The organism is Thauera sp. 27, assembly GCF_000310125.2.
Lineage (GTDB): Bacteria > Pseudomonadota > Gammaproteobacteria > Burkholderiales > Rhodocyclaceae > Thauera > Thauera mechernichensis.
Genome location: NZ_AMXB01000017.1, coordinates 46045 through 61728 on the forward strand (window position 1 = coordinate 46045; position 15684 = coordinate 61728).

15 protein-coding genes are annotated in these 15684 nt (G+C 66.4%); 8 read left to right on the plus strand and 7 right to left on the minus strand.

What is annotated here, in order from left to right:
* Window positions 1-4 precede the first annotated feature (4 nt).
* Complete coding sequence (locus tag B447_RS11090; RefSeq protein WP_002939838.1) at window positions 5-1180, minus strand: class I SAM-dependent methyltransferase; 1176 nt, start codon at window positions 1178-1180, stop codon at window positions 5-7.
* A gap of 71 nt (window positions 1181-1251) precedes the next feature.
* On the opposite strand from B447_RS11090, the gene B447_RS11095 reads away from it, so the two are divergent.
* The 3 genes from B447_RS11095 to B447_RS11105 are packed head-to-tail and all read left to right on the plus strand — an operon-like array spanning window position 1252 to window position 3890.
* Window positions 1252-2022, plus strand: coding sequence for a pteridine reductase (locus B447_RS11095; protein WP_002939840.1), 771 nt, complete (start codon window positions 1252-1254; stop codon window positions 2020-2022).
* Between the two features lie 60 nt (window positions 2023-2082).
* Window positions 2083-3018, plus strand: a complete 936-nt coding sequence (ttcA, locus tag B447_RS11100; protein ID WP_002939848.1) for a tRNA 2-thiocytidine(32) synthetase TtcA — start codon at window positions 2083-2085, stop codon at window positions 3016-3018.
* On the plus strand, window positions 3018-3890 hold the full coding sequence (locus B447_RS11105; protein ID WP_002939853.1) for an FHA domain-containing protein: 873 nt from the start codon (window positions 3018-3020) through the stop codon (window positions 3888-3890). The genes ttcA and B447_RS11105 overlap by 1 nt, the downstream gene beginning before the upstream one ends.
* Window positions 3891-3938: 48 nt before the next feature.
* On the opposite strand, the gene B447_RS11110 is transcribed toward B447_RS11105, so the two are convergent.
* The gene (locus B447_RS11110; protein WP_002931518.1) at window positions 3939-4337 is read right to left on the minus strand and encodes a PsiF family protein; all 399 of its coding nucleotides are present in this window, start codon (window positions 4335-4337) and stop codon (window positions 3939-3941) included.
* A 141-nt stretch (window positions 4338-4478) separates the two neighbouring features.
* Here B447_RS11110 and B447_RS11115 point away from each other — a divergent pair, with 141 nt between their 5' ends.
* On the plus strand, window positions 4479-4832 hold the full coding sequence (locus B447_RS11115; RefSeq protein WP_002931516.1) for a RidA family protein: 354 nt from the start codon (window positions 4479-4481) through the stop codon (window positions 4830-4832).
* 155 nt (window positions 4833-4987) lie between these two features.
* Window positions 4988-8869, plus strand: a complete 3882-nt coding sequence (locus B447_RS11120) for a DUF3683 domain-containing protein (protein ID WP_002939855.1) — start codon at window positions 4988-4990, stop codon at window positions 8867-8869.
* Between the two features lie 67 nt (window positions 8870-8936).
* On the opposite strand, the gene B447_RS11125 is transcribed toward B447_RS11120, so the two are convergent.
* From B447_RS11125 to pyrE, 4 genes are read right to left on the minus strand one after another with little or no spacing between them, the layout of a single operon-like run.
* A complete protein-coding gene (locus tag B447_RS11125) occupies window positions 8937-9722 on the minus strand; it encodes an NAD-dependent deacylase (RefSeq protein ID WP_002939857.1) in 786 nt (261 codons plus the stop codon).
* A complete protein-coding gene (locus B447_RS11130) occupies window positions 9719-11800 on the minus strand; it encodes a molybdopterin-containing oxidoreductase family protein (RefSeq protein ID WP_083491444.1) in 2082 nt (693 codons plus the stop codon). Before B447_RS11130 ends, B447_RS11125 begins: the two co-directional genes overlap by 4 nt.
* A gap of 38 nt (window positions 11801-11838) precedes the next feature.
* Window positions 11839-12531 carry a hypothetical protein gene (locus tag B447_RS11135; protein ID WP_037982718.1) on the minus strand — a complete coding sequence of 231 codons (693 nt, stop codon included), beginning with the start codon at window positions 12529-12531 and terminating at the stop codon, window positions 11839-11841.
* Window positions 12512-13156 carry an orotate phosphoribosyltransferase gene (pyrE, locus tag B447_RS11140; RefSeq protein WP_002931511.1) on the minus strand — a complete coding sequence of 215 codons (645 nt, stop codon included), beginning with the start codon at window positions 13154-13156 and terminating at the stop codon, window positions 12512-12514. The genes B447_RS11135 and pyrE overlap by 20 nt, the downstream gene beginning before the upstream one ends.
* Before the next feature lie 41 nt (window positions 13157-13197).
* On the opposite strand from pyrE, the gene B447_RS11145 reads away from it, so the two are divergent.
* Window positions 13198-13980: an exodeoxyribonuclease III gene (locus B447_RS11145; RefSeq protein ID WP_002939862.1), complete on the plus strand. Its 783-nt coding sequence runs from the start codon at window positions 13198-13200 to the stop codon at window positions 13978-13980.
* Window positions 13981-13992: 12 nt separating this feature from the next.
* Here B447_RS11145 and rquA read toward each other — a convergent pair whose 3' ends face one another.
* Entirely contained in the window at window positions 13993-14697 is a 705-nt protein-coding gene (gene rquA / locus B447_RS11150) for a rhodoquinone biosynthesis methyltransferase RquA (protein ID WP_002939865.1), read from the minus strand.
* Window positions 14698-14966: 269 nt separating this feature from the next.
* On the opposite strand from rquA, the gene B447_RS11155 reads away from it, so the two are divergent.
* Both B447_RS11155 and B447_RS11160 read left to right on the plus strand, forming a co-directional pair.
* On the plus strand, window positions 14967-15278 hold the full coding sequence (locus B447_RS11155; protein WP_002931507.1) for a DUF883 family protein: 312 nt from the start codon (window positions 14967-14969) through the stop codon (window positions 15276-15278).
* A gap of 11 nt (window positions 15279-15289) precedes the next feature.
* Window positions 15290-15682, plus strand: coding sequence for a phage holin family protein (locus B447_RS11160; protein WP_002931506.1), 393 nt, complete (start codon window positions 15290-15292; stop codon window positions 15680-15682).
* Window positions 15683-15684 lie beyond the last annotated feature (2 nt).

Here is a 15684-nt window from a genome sequence, read left to right on the forward strand (position 1 = left end):
ACACTCACAGCGTGTGCAGGCGATCGCCGCGGACAAACCCCTGCAGTGGCGGCTCGACGCCGCGCCCGAGCGCGAGCACCTTGAACAGCTCGCCCATCTCATGCGGCGCCGTCAGCCGCTGCGCCGCACGTGCGGCGCGGATGTAGTCCGCGCTCTCGCGCGCACCGCGTCGCTCGAGGCAATCGAGCACACCGCAGTTGAACAGGAACTGCGCCTGATTGGCATAGCCGAGCACATCCAGGCCGGCCCCATACGCTGCCTCGGCGACTGCGGTGAAGTCGACGAAGGCGGTGATGTCATTGAGCCCGGGCCACAGGAAGGGGTCGCCGTGGGCGTGGTGGCGGTAATAGCACAGCAGCGTGCCGCCCGAGCGTGAGGGCAGATAGTACTCGGCGCGCGGATAGCCGTAATCGATCAGCAGCATCAGGCCACGCTCGATGCGCTCGGCCCAGGCCGCCACCCATGCGTTGCCGGCCAGGTTGAGTTCGGTCACGTACTCGCCCTGCTCCGGCACCGGCAGGTCCAGCGCCTGCGCACCTGCGAGCACGGCGCCACGGGCGGGGCGGTCCGCCCAGCACAGCCTGCTCGCACCCGGGACGTCGGCGGCGAGCGCCACGCCACGCTCGAACAGGCCTTGCGCGCGCGAGACGACCAGATGCACCGGCATCACATCGAGCACCTCGTTGGCCACGACCACGCCTGCAAAGCGGTCGGGCAGCGCGTCCAGCCAGCGCACGCGGCCGGCCAGGTGGGGCACCCGCGTGGCCAGGGTATCGAACTGGCGTTCACGCAGCTCACCCGACAGCTCGAGGATCTCGTAGGTGTCGGGCAGGCAAGCGCGGCGCTCGAGCTCGAGCAGCATGTCCGCGGCGAGCAAGCCTGTGCCCGCTCCGACCTCGATCAGCGCCATCGCGCTCGCACGCATGCCCTGCTCGACCTGGGTCGCGAGCGCCTGGCCAAACAGCGGGGTCAGCTCGGGAGCGGTGATGAAATCTCCCCCGGGCCCGAACTTTCTCGCGCCGCCGCTGTAATAACCCTGGCCCGGCGCATACAAGGCCAGTTCCATGTAGCGCGAAAAGGGCACCCAGCCCCCGCTGCGGCCGATCTCGGCGGCAATCAGTTCGAGCAGGCGCGCACTCTGGGCACGCGCCTCGGCGGACGGTTCGGGCAGGGATGACATGACAGGCTTGATCCGGTGCGACTAAAGTTCGCGATTGTAAGCGCTGCCCGCACAACCCAGTTGACCGAGCGATGACCCCACCACAACACGCCCCCCGCCACGCCGCAGAGACACCCCTCATCCTCGTCACTGGCGCTGCACGCCGCGTCGGCGCCGAGATCGCCCGCCAGTTGCACGCTGCAGGCGCGAACGTGGCGCTGCACTACCGCCACAGCGCGGACGCTGCAGAAACCCTCGCGGCTGCGCTCAACGCTGCGCGCCCCGACTCCGCATTCACGGTCGGCGGCGACCTTGCCCGTTTCGGCGCCGCCGAGGACATCGCCGCGCAAGTGCTTGCACGCGGCACGAGGGTGGATGGCCTGGTCAACAACGCTTCGAGCTTTTTCCCAACACCGCTTGGCAGCATCGACCGCGCGGCATGGGACGAACTGATGGGTTCCAACCTGATGGGCCCGCTATTCCTGTCCCAGGCGCTCGCTCCAGCGTTGCGAGCGACATCGGGCGCGATCGTCAACATCGTGGACATCCATGCAGAGCGTCCATTGCAGCGTTACCCGCTGTACTGCGCGGCCAAGGCCGGGCTGGCCGCGCTGACGCGCGCGCTGGCGATCGAGCTCGCACCGCAGGTGCGCGTCAACGGCGTCTCGCCGGGGCCCATCGACTGGCCGGAGGACGAACAGTTCTCGCCTGCGGAACGCCAGCAGATCATCGATCACACCCTGCTCAAGCGCGTAGGCAGCGCCGCGGACATCGCCCGCACGGTGCGCTTCCTGCTTTTCGATGCGCCCTACATCACCGGACAGATCATCGCCGTTGACGGCGGGCGGAGTGCACATCTTTGAGGCAGAACTTCTTGACAAGGGTATAATTTCGCGATCCTGAACCTTGATCGAGCTTCTGCCGTGACCGCTGCCCTTGCCCCCGTCGAATCCCGCCCTGCCAGCACCGGCGAGACAGACACCCGCCACTCCAATACCTTCCTGCGTCTCAAGAAGAAGCTCGAGCGCGGTGTGGGCGAGGCCATTGGCGACTACAACATGATCGGCAACGGTGACACCGTGATGGTGTGCGTTTCCGGCGGCAAGGACTCCTACACCCTGCTGTCATGCCTGCTCGCGCTGCGCGAGCGCGCCCCGGTGGATTTCCGCATCGTGGCGATGAACCTCGACCAGAAGCAGCCCGGCTTCCCGGACCACGTCCTGCCGCAGTACTTCGAGTCGATCGGCGTCGAGTACCGCATCGTCACCGAGGACACCTATTCGATCGTCAAGGACAAGATCCCCGAAGGCAAGACCACCTGTTCGCTGTGCTCGCGCCTGCGCCGCGGCATCATCTACCGCACGGCGAAAGAGATCGGCGCGACCCGCATCGCACTTGGCCACCACCGCGATGACATGCTCGAGACCCTGTTCCTCAACATGTTCTTCGGCGGCAAGATCAAGGCCATGCCACCCAAGCTGGTCAGCGACGACGGCAACCATGTCGTGATCCGCCCACTTGCCTACTGCACCGAGGCCGACATCGCCCGCTTCGCGCGCGCAATGGACTTCCCCATCATCCCCTGCAACCTGTGCGGCTCGCAGGAGAACGCGCAGCGCAAGCAGATCAAGACCATGCTGCAGGGCTGGGCACGCGAGCATCCCGGGCGCATCGAATCGCTGGCGACCGCACTCAAGAACGTCGTGCCCTCGCACCTGGCCGACTCGAGGCTGTTCGACTTCGTCGGTCTCACCCGCCAGACCGTGGTCGAGGAAGGCGACACCGCATTCGACCCCCTTGAACTGCCCCAGCCAGCAAGCGCAACGATCCGCCTGATGATGCCCGGGGCCGACGACTGATGTCGGAGCGCAAGAACCTCTGCGTCTTCGTTGCCCTTCATCCAAGCGATGGGCAACTGGCAGCCCAACTGGGCGAGCAGGAGGCCTTGCACGCGGCCGAACGCTGTGCGAACCGCATCGAGCGCGCACTCGCGGCTCACAGTGGGCAGATCCTGGTCGCCGAGACCGACACCACGGTCGCGGTCTTCGAACGCTGCGATTCGGCGGTACTGGCGGCCAGCGACGCCTTGCAGCGCATACATGGGCTGCCGCCACTGCGCGGCGCGCGACAACCGGTGCGGATCGGCCTGCACTACGGCGTGGTGGACCTTGACGGCGGGCGCACGGCAGGCGAAGGCATTACGCTCGCCACCCAGATCGGCAACCTGTGCGAACCCGAGCAAGCCCTCGCCTCTGCCGCCGTCACAATGCTGCTCGGCGGCGCCGCGCGTGCGCTGCTCGGCACGCGCGCGCTTGGCGGGCCCGCCTTTGCACGGCTCGGCGTCCAGGTTTTCAGCATCGGCCTGCGCAGCCCGCTGATCACCTCCATCCCGGCGGCCGCACGCGTCTCCCAGCGCCTGCGCCTGCGTCACCAGCAGGACGTGCTGTTCGTAGAGGAGCATCGCCCGGTGCTGCTGCTCGGGCGCGAACTCGGTAACGACATCACCATAATGGACCCGCGCGCCTCCAGGCAGCATGCGCGCATCGAGCGCAGAAGAGAGGGGTTCGTGCTGTTCGACCAGAGCACGAATGGCACCTTCATCACCCTCGACAACGAAGCCGAGCGCTGCATCAAGCAGGACCGCATCGTCCTCAACGGACAGGGCCGCATCGGCTGCGGTTTCTCCGCCAACGAGGTCGAACGTGACCTCGTCTTCTTCGACATCGTCTGAAGCGTCGCCCTGGCGGCACTGCGCCGGCGCAAGGCCGGCGCCCCGCGCTCACCCCTTCATGCACTCGCTGACGAAGGCCTTGCGCTTGGCCCCCTTGAGCGATTGCTCGGTTGCGGCCTGATTGCAGGCCTGGGTGCGCGCTTTTTCATCCACCGCCTCACCCGTTGCAGCCAGGGGCGCGCCCGAGCGCTCCACGGCCGCCTCATCACCAAGCGCCGGCTTGGCAGCCGGCGCCGCGGCGGACTCGGCATCCTCAGCGGCCGGACCGTGCCGACCCTTCAGGCAAGTGCTCATGAAGGCCTTGCGCTCATCACCCTTGAGCGCCTGCTCCTTGGCCTCGGCATTGCACCGTTTCATGCGTTCGTGCTGCGGATTGGCCATTGCCTCACCGACACTCAGGGACGTCAGGGCCAGGGCAACCAGGCCGGCAGAGAGAAGAGTCTTCATGGACAACGCTCCATAGTTGTACGCGAAATGCGTGCCACGATTCTGCGTTTGTCATATGCCCATGTCAATATCGGCGCTCAGCAAGCGCCCTCACCCGGGCTCGCATATACTTTGAGTTTGGCCAACTCAGCCGGGAGCCCCATGTCCGACATCGAACGCCACGGCGTCACCGCCCGCTATGCCGACGCCGTCATCTACGGCGACGTGATCCACCTCGTCGAGGTCCCGAGCAGTACCGGGCCGATCGAACAGCAGACCCGGGAGATCCTCGACAGTCTGGAGCGCCAGCTCAGCGCACATGGCAGCGACCGCTCGCGCATCCTGACGGCAACGATCTACATCACCGACCTTGCGGACGTAGCAGGCATGAACGCTGTGTGGGAGGCCTGGCTTCCAGCAGGCTCAGCACCCTCGCGCGCATGCGTCAGGGTCGCGGGCCTGGTCGATCCGGGCTGGCGCATCGAGATCGCACTCAGTGCTGCGCGCAAGCCTTGAAACAGCCACCACGATCCCGAGCCGCGGGGCGCGACGGGCTTGTCCACCCGCGTGCCGCTAAGCCACTTCGGCGATAAGGTCTTGTTTTTTGCTGCATGGTGCACTGCGGTTCGCTAGAATCTAAGGTCCCCTGCAGCAGCCCCTCCGGTAGCCCCATGACCCAACGCCTGCGCGAAATCCCCTATAACTACACCTCGTTCTCCGACCGCGAGATCATCATCCGGCTGCTCGGCACCGATGCCTGGGCCGTGCTCGACGAACTGCGTGCCGAGCGCGTCACGGGCCGCTCGGCGCGAATGCTCTACGAGGTCCTGGGTGACATCTGGGTCGTTCGTCGCAACCCCTATCTCGAAGACGACCTGCTCACCAGCCGGGAGCGGCGCGAAGCACTCATCGGCGCGCTCAACCATCGCCTGACCGAGGTCGACAAGCGCCGCCAGGGCAACGACCGCGTGGCGATGCTGATCGCGCGCGGCCGTGAAGCCGTGGCCGACTTCGAGCGCTGGTTCGACGATACCGCACGCCGGCGCAAGGCCGTGCTCAAGGCGCTGTCCAGGCACACCCGGCGCGACAACATCTGCTTCGACGGCCACGCCCGTGTCTCGCATGTCACCGATGCCACCGACTGGCGCGTCGAGTACCCCTTTGTGGTGCTCTACCCCGACACCGAAGAGGAAATGGCGCCGCTGGTGCGCGAATGCATCGCCCAGGGCCTGACCATCATCCCGCGCGGGGGCGGCACCGGCTACACCGGCGGCGCAGTGCCGCTCGACGCCAACTCGGTGGTCATCAACACCGAGAAGCTGATTTCCATCGGCACGGTCGAGGAGCTGACCCTGCCCGATGCCGACGGTCAGCCGATGGCCACGCCCTACGCCACCATCCGTACCGGCGCCGGCGTGGTCACCGAGCGCGTCTCCGAAGCCGCGGGGCTGGCGGGCCGCGTGTTCGCGGTCGACCCGACCTCGGCCAGCGCGTCCTGTGTGGGCGGCAACATCGCCATGAACGCCGGCGGCAAGAAGGCCGTGCTGTGGGGCACTGCGCTCGACAACCTGGCGTGGTGGAAGATGGTCACGCCCGACGGCAACTGGCTTGAAGTCGAACGCCTCGATCACAATTTCGGCAAGATCCACGAGCAGCACACCGCGCGCTTTCGCCTGCGCCGCTTCGACGGTCTCAGCTACAGGCCGCTGGGCGAAGAGCTGCTTTCGATGCCAGGCGCGCACTGCCGCAAGGACGGCCTGGGCAAGGACGTCACCGACAAGTTCCTGGGCGGCATTCCCGGGGTGCAGAAGGAAGGCACGGACGGTCTGATCGTCGCCGCCCGCTGGGTACTGCACAAGATGCCACCTGTCACCCGCACCGTGTGCCTGGAGTTCTTCGGCCAGGTGCGCGAGGCGGTGCCGGCCATCGTCGAAATCACCGACTACTTCAAGCCGGGCGGCGCCGGCAACGCTGCCGGCGTGCTGCTGGCCGGCCTCGAGCACCTCGACGAACGCTACGTCAAGGCCGTCGGTTACGCCACCAAGGCCAAGCGCCATGGCCGTCCGAAGATGGTGCTGATCGGCGACATCGTCGGCTTCGACGAGAACGCGGTGATGAGCGCCGCCTCCGAGGTCGTGCGCATGACCAACAGCCGCGGCGCCGAAGGCTTCATCGCCGTCAGCCCCGAGCAGCGCAAGCGTTTCTGGCTGGAACGCAGCCGTACCGCGGCCATCTCGCGCCACACCAACGCGTTCAAGATCAACGAAGACGTGGTGATCCCGCTGCCGCGCATGGGCGAGTACTGCGACGGCATCGAGCGCATCAACATCGAACTGTCGACGCAGAACAAGATCCAGCTCTGCGACGCTCTCACCGAGTTCCTCGGCGGCGAACTGCCGCTTGACGTGAAGGACGCGGAGGTCGACAGCGACACCCTGATCGCCGACCACCGCGCCCAGGCGCTGGAACAGGTCGCCAAGGTGCGCCAGCGCTGGCAGTGGCTGCTCGACAACCTCGACATGCCGCTGGCCGAGGCCGAGCGCCACTTCGAGGCCTATGGCATCGAAGCCGCCGAGCTATCGAATCGCGCCGCCAACCCTGTGCTGTTCCACCGCCTCCAGGACTACTCGATTCGCGTGTCGTGGAAGACCGAACTGCGCCCGCTGCTCGAGCAGATCTTCGACGGCGCCCTGTTCGCCCGTATCCTCGCGCGCATCACCGGGATCCACCGCGAAATCCTGCGCGGTCGCGTCTTCGTCGCCCTGCACATGCATGCCGGCGACGGCAACGTGCATACCAACCTGCCGGTCAACTCCGACCACTACGAGATGCTGCAGACCGCCAACCGCGCGGTCGACCGCATCATGGCGCTGGCACGCAGCCTGGACGGCGTGATCTCCGGCGAGCACGGCATCGGCATCACCAAGCTCGACTACCTCACCGACGAGGAGATGGCGAGCTTCTGGGACTACAAGGCCAAGGTCGACCCGGACGGTCGATTCAACCGCGGCAAGCTCATGCGCAAGGGCCCGATCAAGGGCAACCTCGACAACGCCTACACCCCCAGCTTCAACCTGATGGGCCATGAGTCCATCATCATGGAGCAGACCGACGTTGGCGACATCGCCCACGACATCAAGGACTGTCTGCGCTGCGGCAAGTGCAAGCCGGTGTGCTCGACCCACGTGCCGCGGGCCAACCTGCTTTACTCCCCGCGCAACAAGATCCTGTCCACCTCGCTGCTGATCGAAGCCTTCCTTTACGAGGAACAGACCCGCCGTGGCGTATCGCTCGCGCACTGGGCCGAGTTCGAGGACGTGGCCGACCATTGCACGATCTGCCACAAGTGCGAGAAACCCTGTCCGGTGGACATCGACTTCGGCGACGTGTCGATCAAGATGCGCAACCTGCTGCGCAAGCAGGGCAAGAAGTCCTTCAACCCGGGCAAGGCCGCGGCGATGGCCTTCCTCACCATCAAGGATCCGGCGACCATCAAGGCGATGCGCGTCGGCATGATGGACTGGGGCTACAAGGCGCAGCGCTGGGCGCATGAGATGGGCAAGAAGTTCGGCCTCATCCAGCCGCAGGTGAAGACGCCGCCGGCCACGCTCGGCAAGGCGCCGATCAAGGCCCAGGTGATCCATTTCATCAACAAGCCGATGCCCGGCAACCTGCCCAAGAAGACCAGCCGCGCGCTGCTCGACATCGAGGACGACAAGGTCATCCCGGTGATCCGCGACCCGCAGAAGGCCAATGGCGACTCCGAGGCCGTGTTCTACTTCCCGGGCTGTGGCTCGGAGCGCCTGTTCAGCCAGGTGGGTCTCGCGACCCAGGCCATGCTCTACCACGTCGGCGCGCACACCGTGCTGCCGCCGGGCTACCTGTGCTGCGGGTATCCGCAGACCGCGGCCGGCGAAGAGGACAAGGGCCAGAAGATCACCACCGACAACCGCGTGCTCTTCCACCGCGTCGCCAACACGCTGAACTACCTCGACATCAAGACCGTGATCGTGTCCTGCGGCACCTGCATGGACCAGCTGCAGAAATACGAATTCGAGAAGATCTTCCCCGGCTGCCGCCTGCTCGACATCCACGAGTACCTGATGGAAAAGGGCGTCAGGCTCGAAGGCGTGAGTGGCGTGAAGTACATGTACCACGAGCCCTGCCACACGCCGATGAAGGTGCATTCCGGCATCAAGGTCGCCAACGAACTGATGGGCACGCGTGTCGACCTGTCCGACCGCTGCTGCGGTGAGTCCGGCACCCTGGCGGTGGCACGGCCGGACATCTCGACCCAGGTGCGCTTCCGCAAGCAGGAGGAGATCGAGAAGGGCGCCGCCAAGCTGCGTGGTGACGACCCGAACGCAAAGGTGAAGATGCTGACCTCCTGCCCGAGCTGCCTGCAGGGCATGCACCGCTACGCCAACGATGCGGGCGGCATCGAACCCGACTACATCGTGGTGGAGTTGGCCAAACACTTGCTGGGCGAGAACTGGTTGCCCGACTACGTCGCCAAGGCCAACAACGGCGGGATCGAGCGCGTGCTGCTCTAGGACAAACCAGGAAAGGAAGGGACGGGCCGGGTGGGCGCGAGCCTCCCGGCCCGTTCCGCGTCCTGGCTCAGCCCTCGGCGGGCTCGCACGGGCGCATGCGCCGCCACAGTTCCGGCAGGGCTTCCGCGGCCCGCATGCGCAGGCGATGGGTAACGATGGCGCTGACCTCGGTGTCGCCCGGATTGATCTCCACCGTAGGCACGCCCATGCGCCAGGCGTGCACCACCGGCCCCGCGATGTAGGGGAAGACGCTGGTCGTACCGATCGACACCACCAGATCGAGCCCATGCATCACCAGGGCCTCAAGCCGCTGCACCGCGCCTGTCGGCAGCGCCTCGCCGAAGAGCACGACATCGGGCCGCATCACGCCGCCACAAACCGGGCAGGCGGGTGGAATCTGCATGCCCTCGAAATCAGGCAGGCTGCGCGCGTGCGGGCACTCGGTGCAGCGCAGGCGGTGCAGGTTGCCGTGGATCTCGATCAGGTTGCGCGAACCCGCCAGGCGATGAAAGCCATCGACGTTCTGGGTCAGCACCCATACCCCGCCACGCTCGCGCTCGAGCGCGGCAATGATGTCATGGGCGACGTTGGGCCGCGCGCCACGGCAACTGGCCTCGATCTCGGCCAGGTATTTCCAGGTCAGCGCCGGTCGGGCAGCCATCATCTGGCCCGACAGCGCCTGCTCGATGCTCAGGCCATCCTCGGTAAGGCGCTCGTGGTAGAGACCGCCGATGCCGCGATAGGTCGGCAGCCCCGAATCTGCCGAGATCCCGGCACCGGTGATGAAGAGCACGCGCTGCGCTTCGGCAAGGCAGCCGGCGACGGCATCGAGCGCGTCCTCATGTGACCTCATGCGCAAGACACCTCCACCAGGCAATCGTAGAAGATCGGCCCGCCGCCCATGTCGGTGGCCGTGGACGCCGTCACCGCGTTGGCGTTGTTGCCGTCGCCGGACAGCTTGTGCCACCACACCGAGGGACTGACCACGACCCCCGGCCTGACCCCGGTCGTCACCACGGCGCGCGCATGGAATTCGCCGCGGTCATTATGGATGCGTAAGCGCTGACCGTCGCCGATTCCGCGCCCGGCGGCATCATCGGGGTGGATCTGGAGGACGGGACCGCCCTGCTCGTCGCGGAAGCGCGGCAGGTTGGCGAAGCTGCTGTTGAGAAAGTTGCGTGCCGGTGGCGTGATCAGGGCCAGCGGGTAGCGCGCCGCCAGCGCGGGATTGCTGACCACTGATTCGGCAGGTGGATGCCAGGCCGGCAAGGGGTCGAGCCCGAGGCCGGCAAGCAAGCCGGAATGGAACTCGCAGCGCCCCGACGGCGTACGAAAGCCGCCATTGGCGAACGGCACGAAGGGGCTCGCAAGGTTCAGTCTCGCCCAGCCGTGTTCGGCGAGCTGTTCGGGTGCGAGGCCGCGGGCACGCTCATCGTCTTGCCGGAAAGCCCTGGCGGCGATGCTGTCGTCGGACTCGAACAGAGCTGGATGGGCAAGCCCGAGGCGCGCCGCCAACAGGCGGAAGACCTCGGTGTTGGGCTTGGCCTCGCCCAGAGGTGCAATCGCCGGCATGTTCGCCACCACGTTGAGATGGCCGTAGCTGGTATGGACATCGCGATGCTCCAGCTGGCTCGTCGCCGGCAGCAGGATATCGGCATAGTCGGCAGTATCGGTCTGGAACAGCTCGTGAACGACGCAGAACAGGTCCTCGCGCGCGAAGCCGGCCTTCACCCGGTTACTGTCGGGCGCCACTGCCACCGGGTTGGCGTTGTAGACATACACCGCCCGGATCGGTGGATCGGTGGCCTCGAGCAGCGCCTCGCCGATGAAGGCCATATTGACGGTGCGCGGCGGTCGCCCAGCGGCATGCGGATAAAGGTCGGGGCGCGCCAACGCATGGCCATCGACGGGATAGTTGCCCGAGGTCGACAGCAGGGCACCGCCCGCTGCATGACGCCAGGCCCCTGTGAGCGCAGGCAGGCAGGCGATATTGCGCACCGCCATGCCGCCGCCGGCGCAGCGGTTCAGGCCGTAGTTCAGCCGGATCAGGCTCGGTGTGGTCGAACCATACTCGCGTGCGAGGTCGCGGATCACGCTGGCGTCCAGCCCGGTCAGCGGCGCCGCCCATTCAGGCGTGAATGCACGCACGCGCTCGGCAAGCGCATCGAAGCCCAGGGTATGACGGGCGATGTAGTCGTGGTCGAGCCGGTCCTCCGCGATCAGCACCTGCATCATCGCCAGCGCGAGCGCACCATCGGTGCCGGGCCAGGGTGCGAGATGGACATCGCACTTGGCGGCAGTCTCCGAGCGCCGTGGATCGATGCACACCAGTTTGGCGCCACGCCGCCGCGCCTCCTGGATATGGCGCCAGCCATGCAGGTTGGACACCACCGGATTGCCGCCCCAGATCAGGATCAGCCTTGCGTCGGCGACCGCTTCCGGGTCCGTCCCGATCGAGGCCCCCACCGTCGCCTTCCAGCCCAATGCCCCCGCGGAGGCGCAGATCGTACGGTCGAGCAGCGACGCGCCAAGGCGATGGAAGAAGCGGCGATCGAGGCTTTCCCCCTGCACCAGGCCCATGGTGCCGGCATAGCTGTAAGGCAGGATCGAGCGTGGATCGTCCGCAGCGATGGCGCGAAAGCGTGCGGCGATGGTGTCGAGCGCCTCATCCCAGGAGATGCGCTCGAAACGCCCCTCCCCCTTGCGCCCGACCCGCTTCATCGGATGCAGCACGCGTTGATCGGAGTACACACGCTCGAGGTAGTGCGCCACCTTCGTGCATAGCACACCATCGGTGAACGGCATGTCGGCAGCACCACGCACCTTGATGGCGCGAGCCCCCGACACGGTGACCTCCATCGCACAGGTATCGGGACAGTCATGCGGGCAAGCCGCACGCACGCGTGTTTCGGTGGCACCACCAGGAAGCATGCTGGACCTCGTTTTGCGACAACAGGCCGCGCCAACCCTCAGTCGTTCGAGCCTGGCACCACGCCCCTGCCATTGCGGGACACACCATTGGCAGAGGGCGCCCCCATCAACTCAACGTAGCGCTGCCGATGCTCCTCGAAGCGGTCGAGCACGGCGCTGCGCTCACGCAACTTGGCGGCGATCACGCGCGACTGCGTAATGATCTCGCTATCCAGCGTGCGGATGTCCTCCTCGAGGCTGGCGGCAACCGCGCTGTCGTCGGTCTGGGTCGCATCCGAGATCAGTGCGCTCTGGCGCTTGACGAGTTCCGACTCGCGCTCGCGCAGTTCCCGGATGCTGCGGTCGAGATCGCGCAGTTCGCGGTCGCGCCGGCTATCGAGGTCGTCCAGACTGCGATAGGTTTCGAGCAGCGCCTGATCCAGGCGCAACTGGCGCTGGCGATCGGCCTCTGCAGCACGGTGCTGGCGCTCGACCTCGGCACGGCGGGCGATCTCCTCCGGCGTCAAGGGCGCGGCTACCACGCGTCGCACCACGCCCGAAGGGCTCATCTCGCGATACGCCCGGCCATAGCAGGCTGCAGGCAGGATATCGCCGCACACCGGTTGGCCACCGACGTCGCAGCAGTAGATCGTACGCCCGCCCGCCTGCGCTACGGACGCTCCCGGCACTCCGGCGAGGACGAGCGCGCAAGCGAGCAAGACGAGACCTGTCTCAGCGCGACGCGATTCCATACAAGTCCCGATAGGCCTTGACCGCATCCAGGTTCGCGGCCAGTTCGGGGCTGCCGGCAAGGTAGCCGATCAGGTCCTCGAGTGTCGCCACCGCAATGACAGGAATGCCGAAGGTTTCGCGCACTTCCTCGACGGCGGACAGCGCGGTCTTGCCGCGCTCCATGCGGTCGAGCGCAATGACGACGCCAGCCGGCGTCGCACCGGCAGCACGGATCAGTTCCACCGACTCACGCACCGACGTCCCCGCAGAAATGACGTCATCGAGGATCAGCACGCGGCCCTTGAGCGGCGCGCCGATGAGCGTTCCGCCCTCGCCGTGATCCTTCGCCTCCTTGCGGTTGAACGCGAACGGCAGGTCGACACCCTCCTCGGCGAGCCGGATCGCCGTGCCGGCCACGAGCGGGATGCCCTTGTAGGCAGGGCCGAACAGCATGTCGCAGGCGACGCCCGAGGCGCGAATCGTACGCGCATAGAATCCGCACAGCTCGCGAAAGGACACACCGTCGTCGAACAGGCCGGCGTTGAAGAAGTAAGGCGAGTTGCGCCCCGCCTTGGTGACGAAGGCGCCGAAGCGCAACACCCCCTTGCGGCAGGCGAGTTCGATGAAATCCCGGCTAAAATCCACGTTCTTCTGGCTGCCACGCAGCGTCATTCATAGAACCGCCCATGTTACGCATCATCTCACTCAACCTCAACGGCATCCGCTCGGCAGCGACCAAGGGGCTCTTCGACTGGCTCCCGGACCAGCAGGCGGACCTCGTCTGCCTGCAGGAGCTCAAGGCTCAGGCGGGCGACCTGAGCGACGCAATGCGGGCGCCGGCGGGGCTCAAGGGCTGGTTCCACCACGCCGAGAAGAAGGGCTACAGCGGCGTCGGCATCTACAGCCGCCACGCACCAGACCGTGTCATCGAAGGCCTGGGCATCGCCGACATCGACGCCGAGGGTCGCTTCCTGCAGCTGGACTTCGGCAAACTCTCCGTGGTGTCGCTCTACCTGCCATCGGGCTCGAGTTCGGAGGAACGCCTGCAGATCAAGTTCGCCTTCATGGAACGCTTCCTTCCCCATATGGCGACGCTGTTCGCCAGCGGCCAGGAGGTGGTGGTGTGCGGGGACTGGAACATCGCCCACCGCGAGATCGACCTCAGGAACTGGAAATCGAACCAGAAGAACTCCGGCTTTCTGCCCGAGGAACGCGCCTGGCTCAGCCGCCTGTTCGACGAGCAGGGTTGGGTGGACGTCTATCGCCGTCTGTACCCCGAGGCCACCGACGACTGCTACACTTGGTGGTCGAATCGCGGCCAGGCGTGGGCGAAGAACGTGGGCTGGCGCCTCGACTACCAGATCGCCACTCCGGAGTTGGCCGCCGCGGCCCTGAACGCCTCGGTCTACAAAGCACAGCGCTTCTCCGACCACGCCCCGCTGACGATCGACTACGACTGGTCTCTGTAGAGACCGCGACCGTCACTCCGAAACCTGGCGCCGGGTGGCGACGACGAGCTGATACAGCCCGCCGAAGCAGGTTTGCTTGCGCCATTCAAAGTCGGACGCCGCCTCAGCCAGGGATTCGATGGGTGTGTCGAGCAGCGACCGCGCAAACGGTTCGAGCCAGCGGAACACCAGGCCCATGAGCGGCCGCAGGGGGTGCCAGGCACTGGCGCGATGGTAGTCCACGAATACGACCCGCCCGCCCGGCCTAACCGCAGCCAACAGATTGGCCACGATCAGCCGGCGCTCGCGCGCCGGCACCTCATGCAGCAGGAAGAAGCAGCACGCCGCGTCGAAACACGCATCCTGCCGCCGGGTGAGATCGGCCACGCGTGCCTCGGCCTGCGGCAGGCCGACCAGCTTGCGGCGCACGTTATCAACCTGGATCGGCGCTACATCGAGGACCGTGAGACGGCCTTGCTCCCCCACCCGACGCGCCAGCATCGGCGAGAAGCCTCCATACACGCACGCGGCCTGTAGCACCGTTTCGCCGGGCACAAACTGCGCAACCGCCCACCGCATGAGGCGGGCCGCGTTACCCCACAGGATCGCCGACACGACCGGCGAGCGATCGAGCCAGGGCACGGTGCGCGGATCGAGATAAGCCCAGGAGTACGTCCGGCTGAGATAGTCGGGCAGCACCTCGACGGGCTGAGTGGCAATGTCGGACGAAGGAGGCATATCGATCTTGGTCTGTGATGGCAGCCGGGTAGGGGCGCTCGGCGCTGCAAGGGTCCGCCAGTCCCTCCACTGCAGCGACGGCCCTGAATCGCAAGCCGGCGTCTGACCTGATGCTACACGAATTGCTGCGACGCAACACCGCCGCATTCGACATGGCATGAGCGCCACGGGCTAGGGAAATTGCCATTACCCCGCAATCGGTCTAGCCTTGACGACGAAACCTTCGATCGTCCGCCATTGTCGTAGTCACTCAATTTCAGGAGGCCATCATGAGCACGACCACAGACACATCCAAGGACAAGCTGATCGAGGACCTCAGAACCCTCATCAACGACGCCGAAGAGCTCCTCGAACTGACCGCAGATGACGCCAAGGGCAAGGCAGCCGATGTCCATGGCCGCCTCGGCGCACGACTGACGCTCGCCAAGGAGCGCCTCAAGGATGCCGAAGACGCCATCGTCGACACCGGGCGCAAGGCGGCGCGTGCCACTGACGACTACGTGCATGAGAAGCCCTGGCAGGCGGTGGGCATTGCCGCAGGCGTCGCCTTCCTGCTCGGCCTGCTTTCGAGCCGGCGCTAAGGCACGGCGCCATGGCCGAGCCACGTCGACCGCGCCTGGCCGAAACCCTGCGCGGCGCAATCGATGCCGGGCTGCAGACGGTGCAGACCCGGCTCGAACTACTGACGGTCGAGCTGCAGGAAGAAAAGCTGCGACTGAGCGCAGTGGCGCTCAACATCGTGCTATGCGGCCTGCTGCTCGGCTTCGGCCTGGTTTTCCTGCTCATCTTCCTCACCGTGCTGTTCTGGGAGGAACACCGCCTGCTGGCGCTCGGCGTGGCCACTGCGGCATGCCTGGGCGGCGGCCTGCTCGCCGCCACCAACGCCGCACGCGAACTGCGCCGCGGCAGCCAGCTGTTTGCCGCCAGCCTGGCCGAACTCAAGCGCGACCGCCAGGCAGTCCAGCGGCGCGACGAGGACGCCTGATC

Bases quoted from the DNA above. Each gene is read 5' to 3' on its own strand.
- B447_RS11090 (WP_002939838.1), bottom strand. From the start codon at position 1,180: ATGTCATCCCTGCCCGAACCGTCCGCCGAGGCGCGTGCCCAGAGTGCG.
- B447_RS11095 (WP_002939840.1), top strand. From the start codon at position 1,252: ATGACCCCACCACAACACGCCCCCCGCCACGCCGCAGAGACACCCCTC.
- B447_RS11105 (WP_002939853.1), top strand. From the start codon at position 3,018: ATGTCGGAGCGCAAGAACCTCTGCGTCTTCGTTGCCCTTCATCCAAGC.
- B447_RS11110 (WP_002931518.1), bottom strand. From the start codon at position 4,337: ATGAAGACTCTTCTCTCTGCCGGCCTGGTTGCCCTGGCCCTGACGTCC.
- B447_RS11115 (WP_002931516.1), top strand. From the start codon at position 4,479: ATGTCCGACATCGAACGCCACGGCGTCACCGCCCGCTATGCCGACGCC.
- B447_RS11120 (WP_002939855.1), top strand. From the start codon at position 4,988: ATGACCCAACGCCTGCGCGAAATCCCCTATAACTACACCTCGTTCTCC.
- B447_RS11125 (WP_002939857.1), bottom strand. From the start codon at position 9,722: ATGAGGTCACATGAGGACGCGCTCGATGCCGTCGCCGGCTGCCTTGCC.
- B447_RS11130 (WP_083491444.1), bottom strand. From the start codon at position 11,800: ATGCTTCCTGGTGGTGCCACCGAAACACGCGTGCGTGCGGCTTGCCCG.
- B447_RS11135 (WP_037982718.1), bottom strand. From the start codon at position 12,531: ATGGAATCGCGTCGCGCTGAGACAGGTCTCGTCTTGCTCGCTTGCGCG.
- B447_RS11145 (WP_002939862.1), top strand. From the start codon at position 13,198: ATGTTACGCATCATCTCACTCAACCTCAACGGCATCCGCTCGGCAGCG.
- rquA (WP_002939865.1), bottom strand. From the start codon at position 14,697: ATGCCTCCTTCGTCCGACATTGCCACTCAGCCCGTCGAGGTGCTGCCC.
- B447_RS11155 (WP_002931507.1), top strand. From the start codon at position 14,967: ATGAGCACGACCACAGACACATCCAAGGACAAGCTGATCGAGGACCTC.
- B447_RS11160 (WP_002931506.1), top strand. From the start codon at position 15,290: ATGGCCGAGCCACGTCGACCGCGCCTGGCCGAAACCCTGCGCGGCGCA.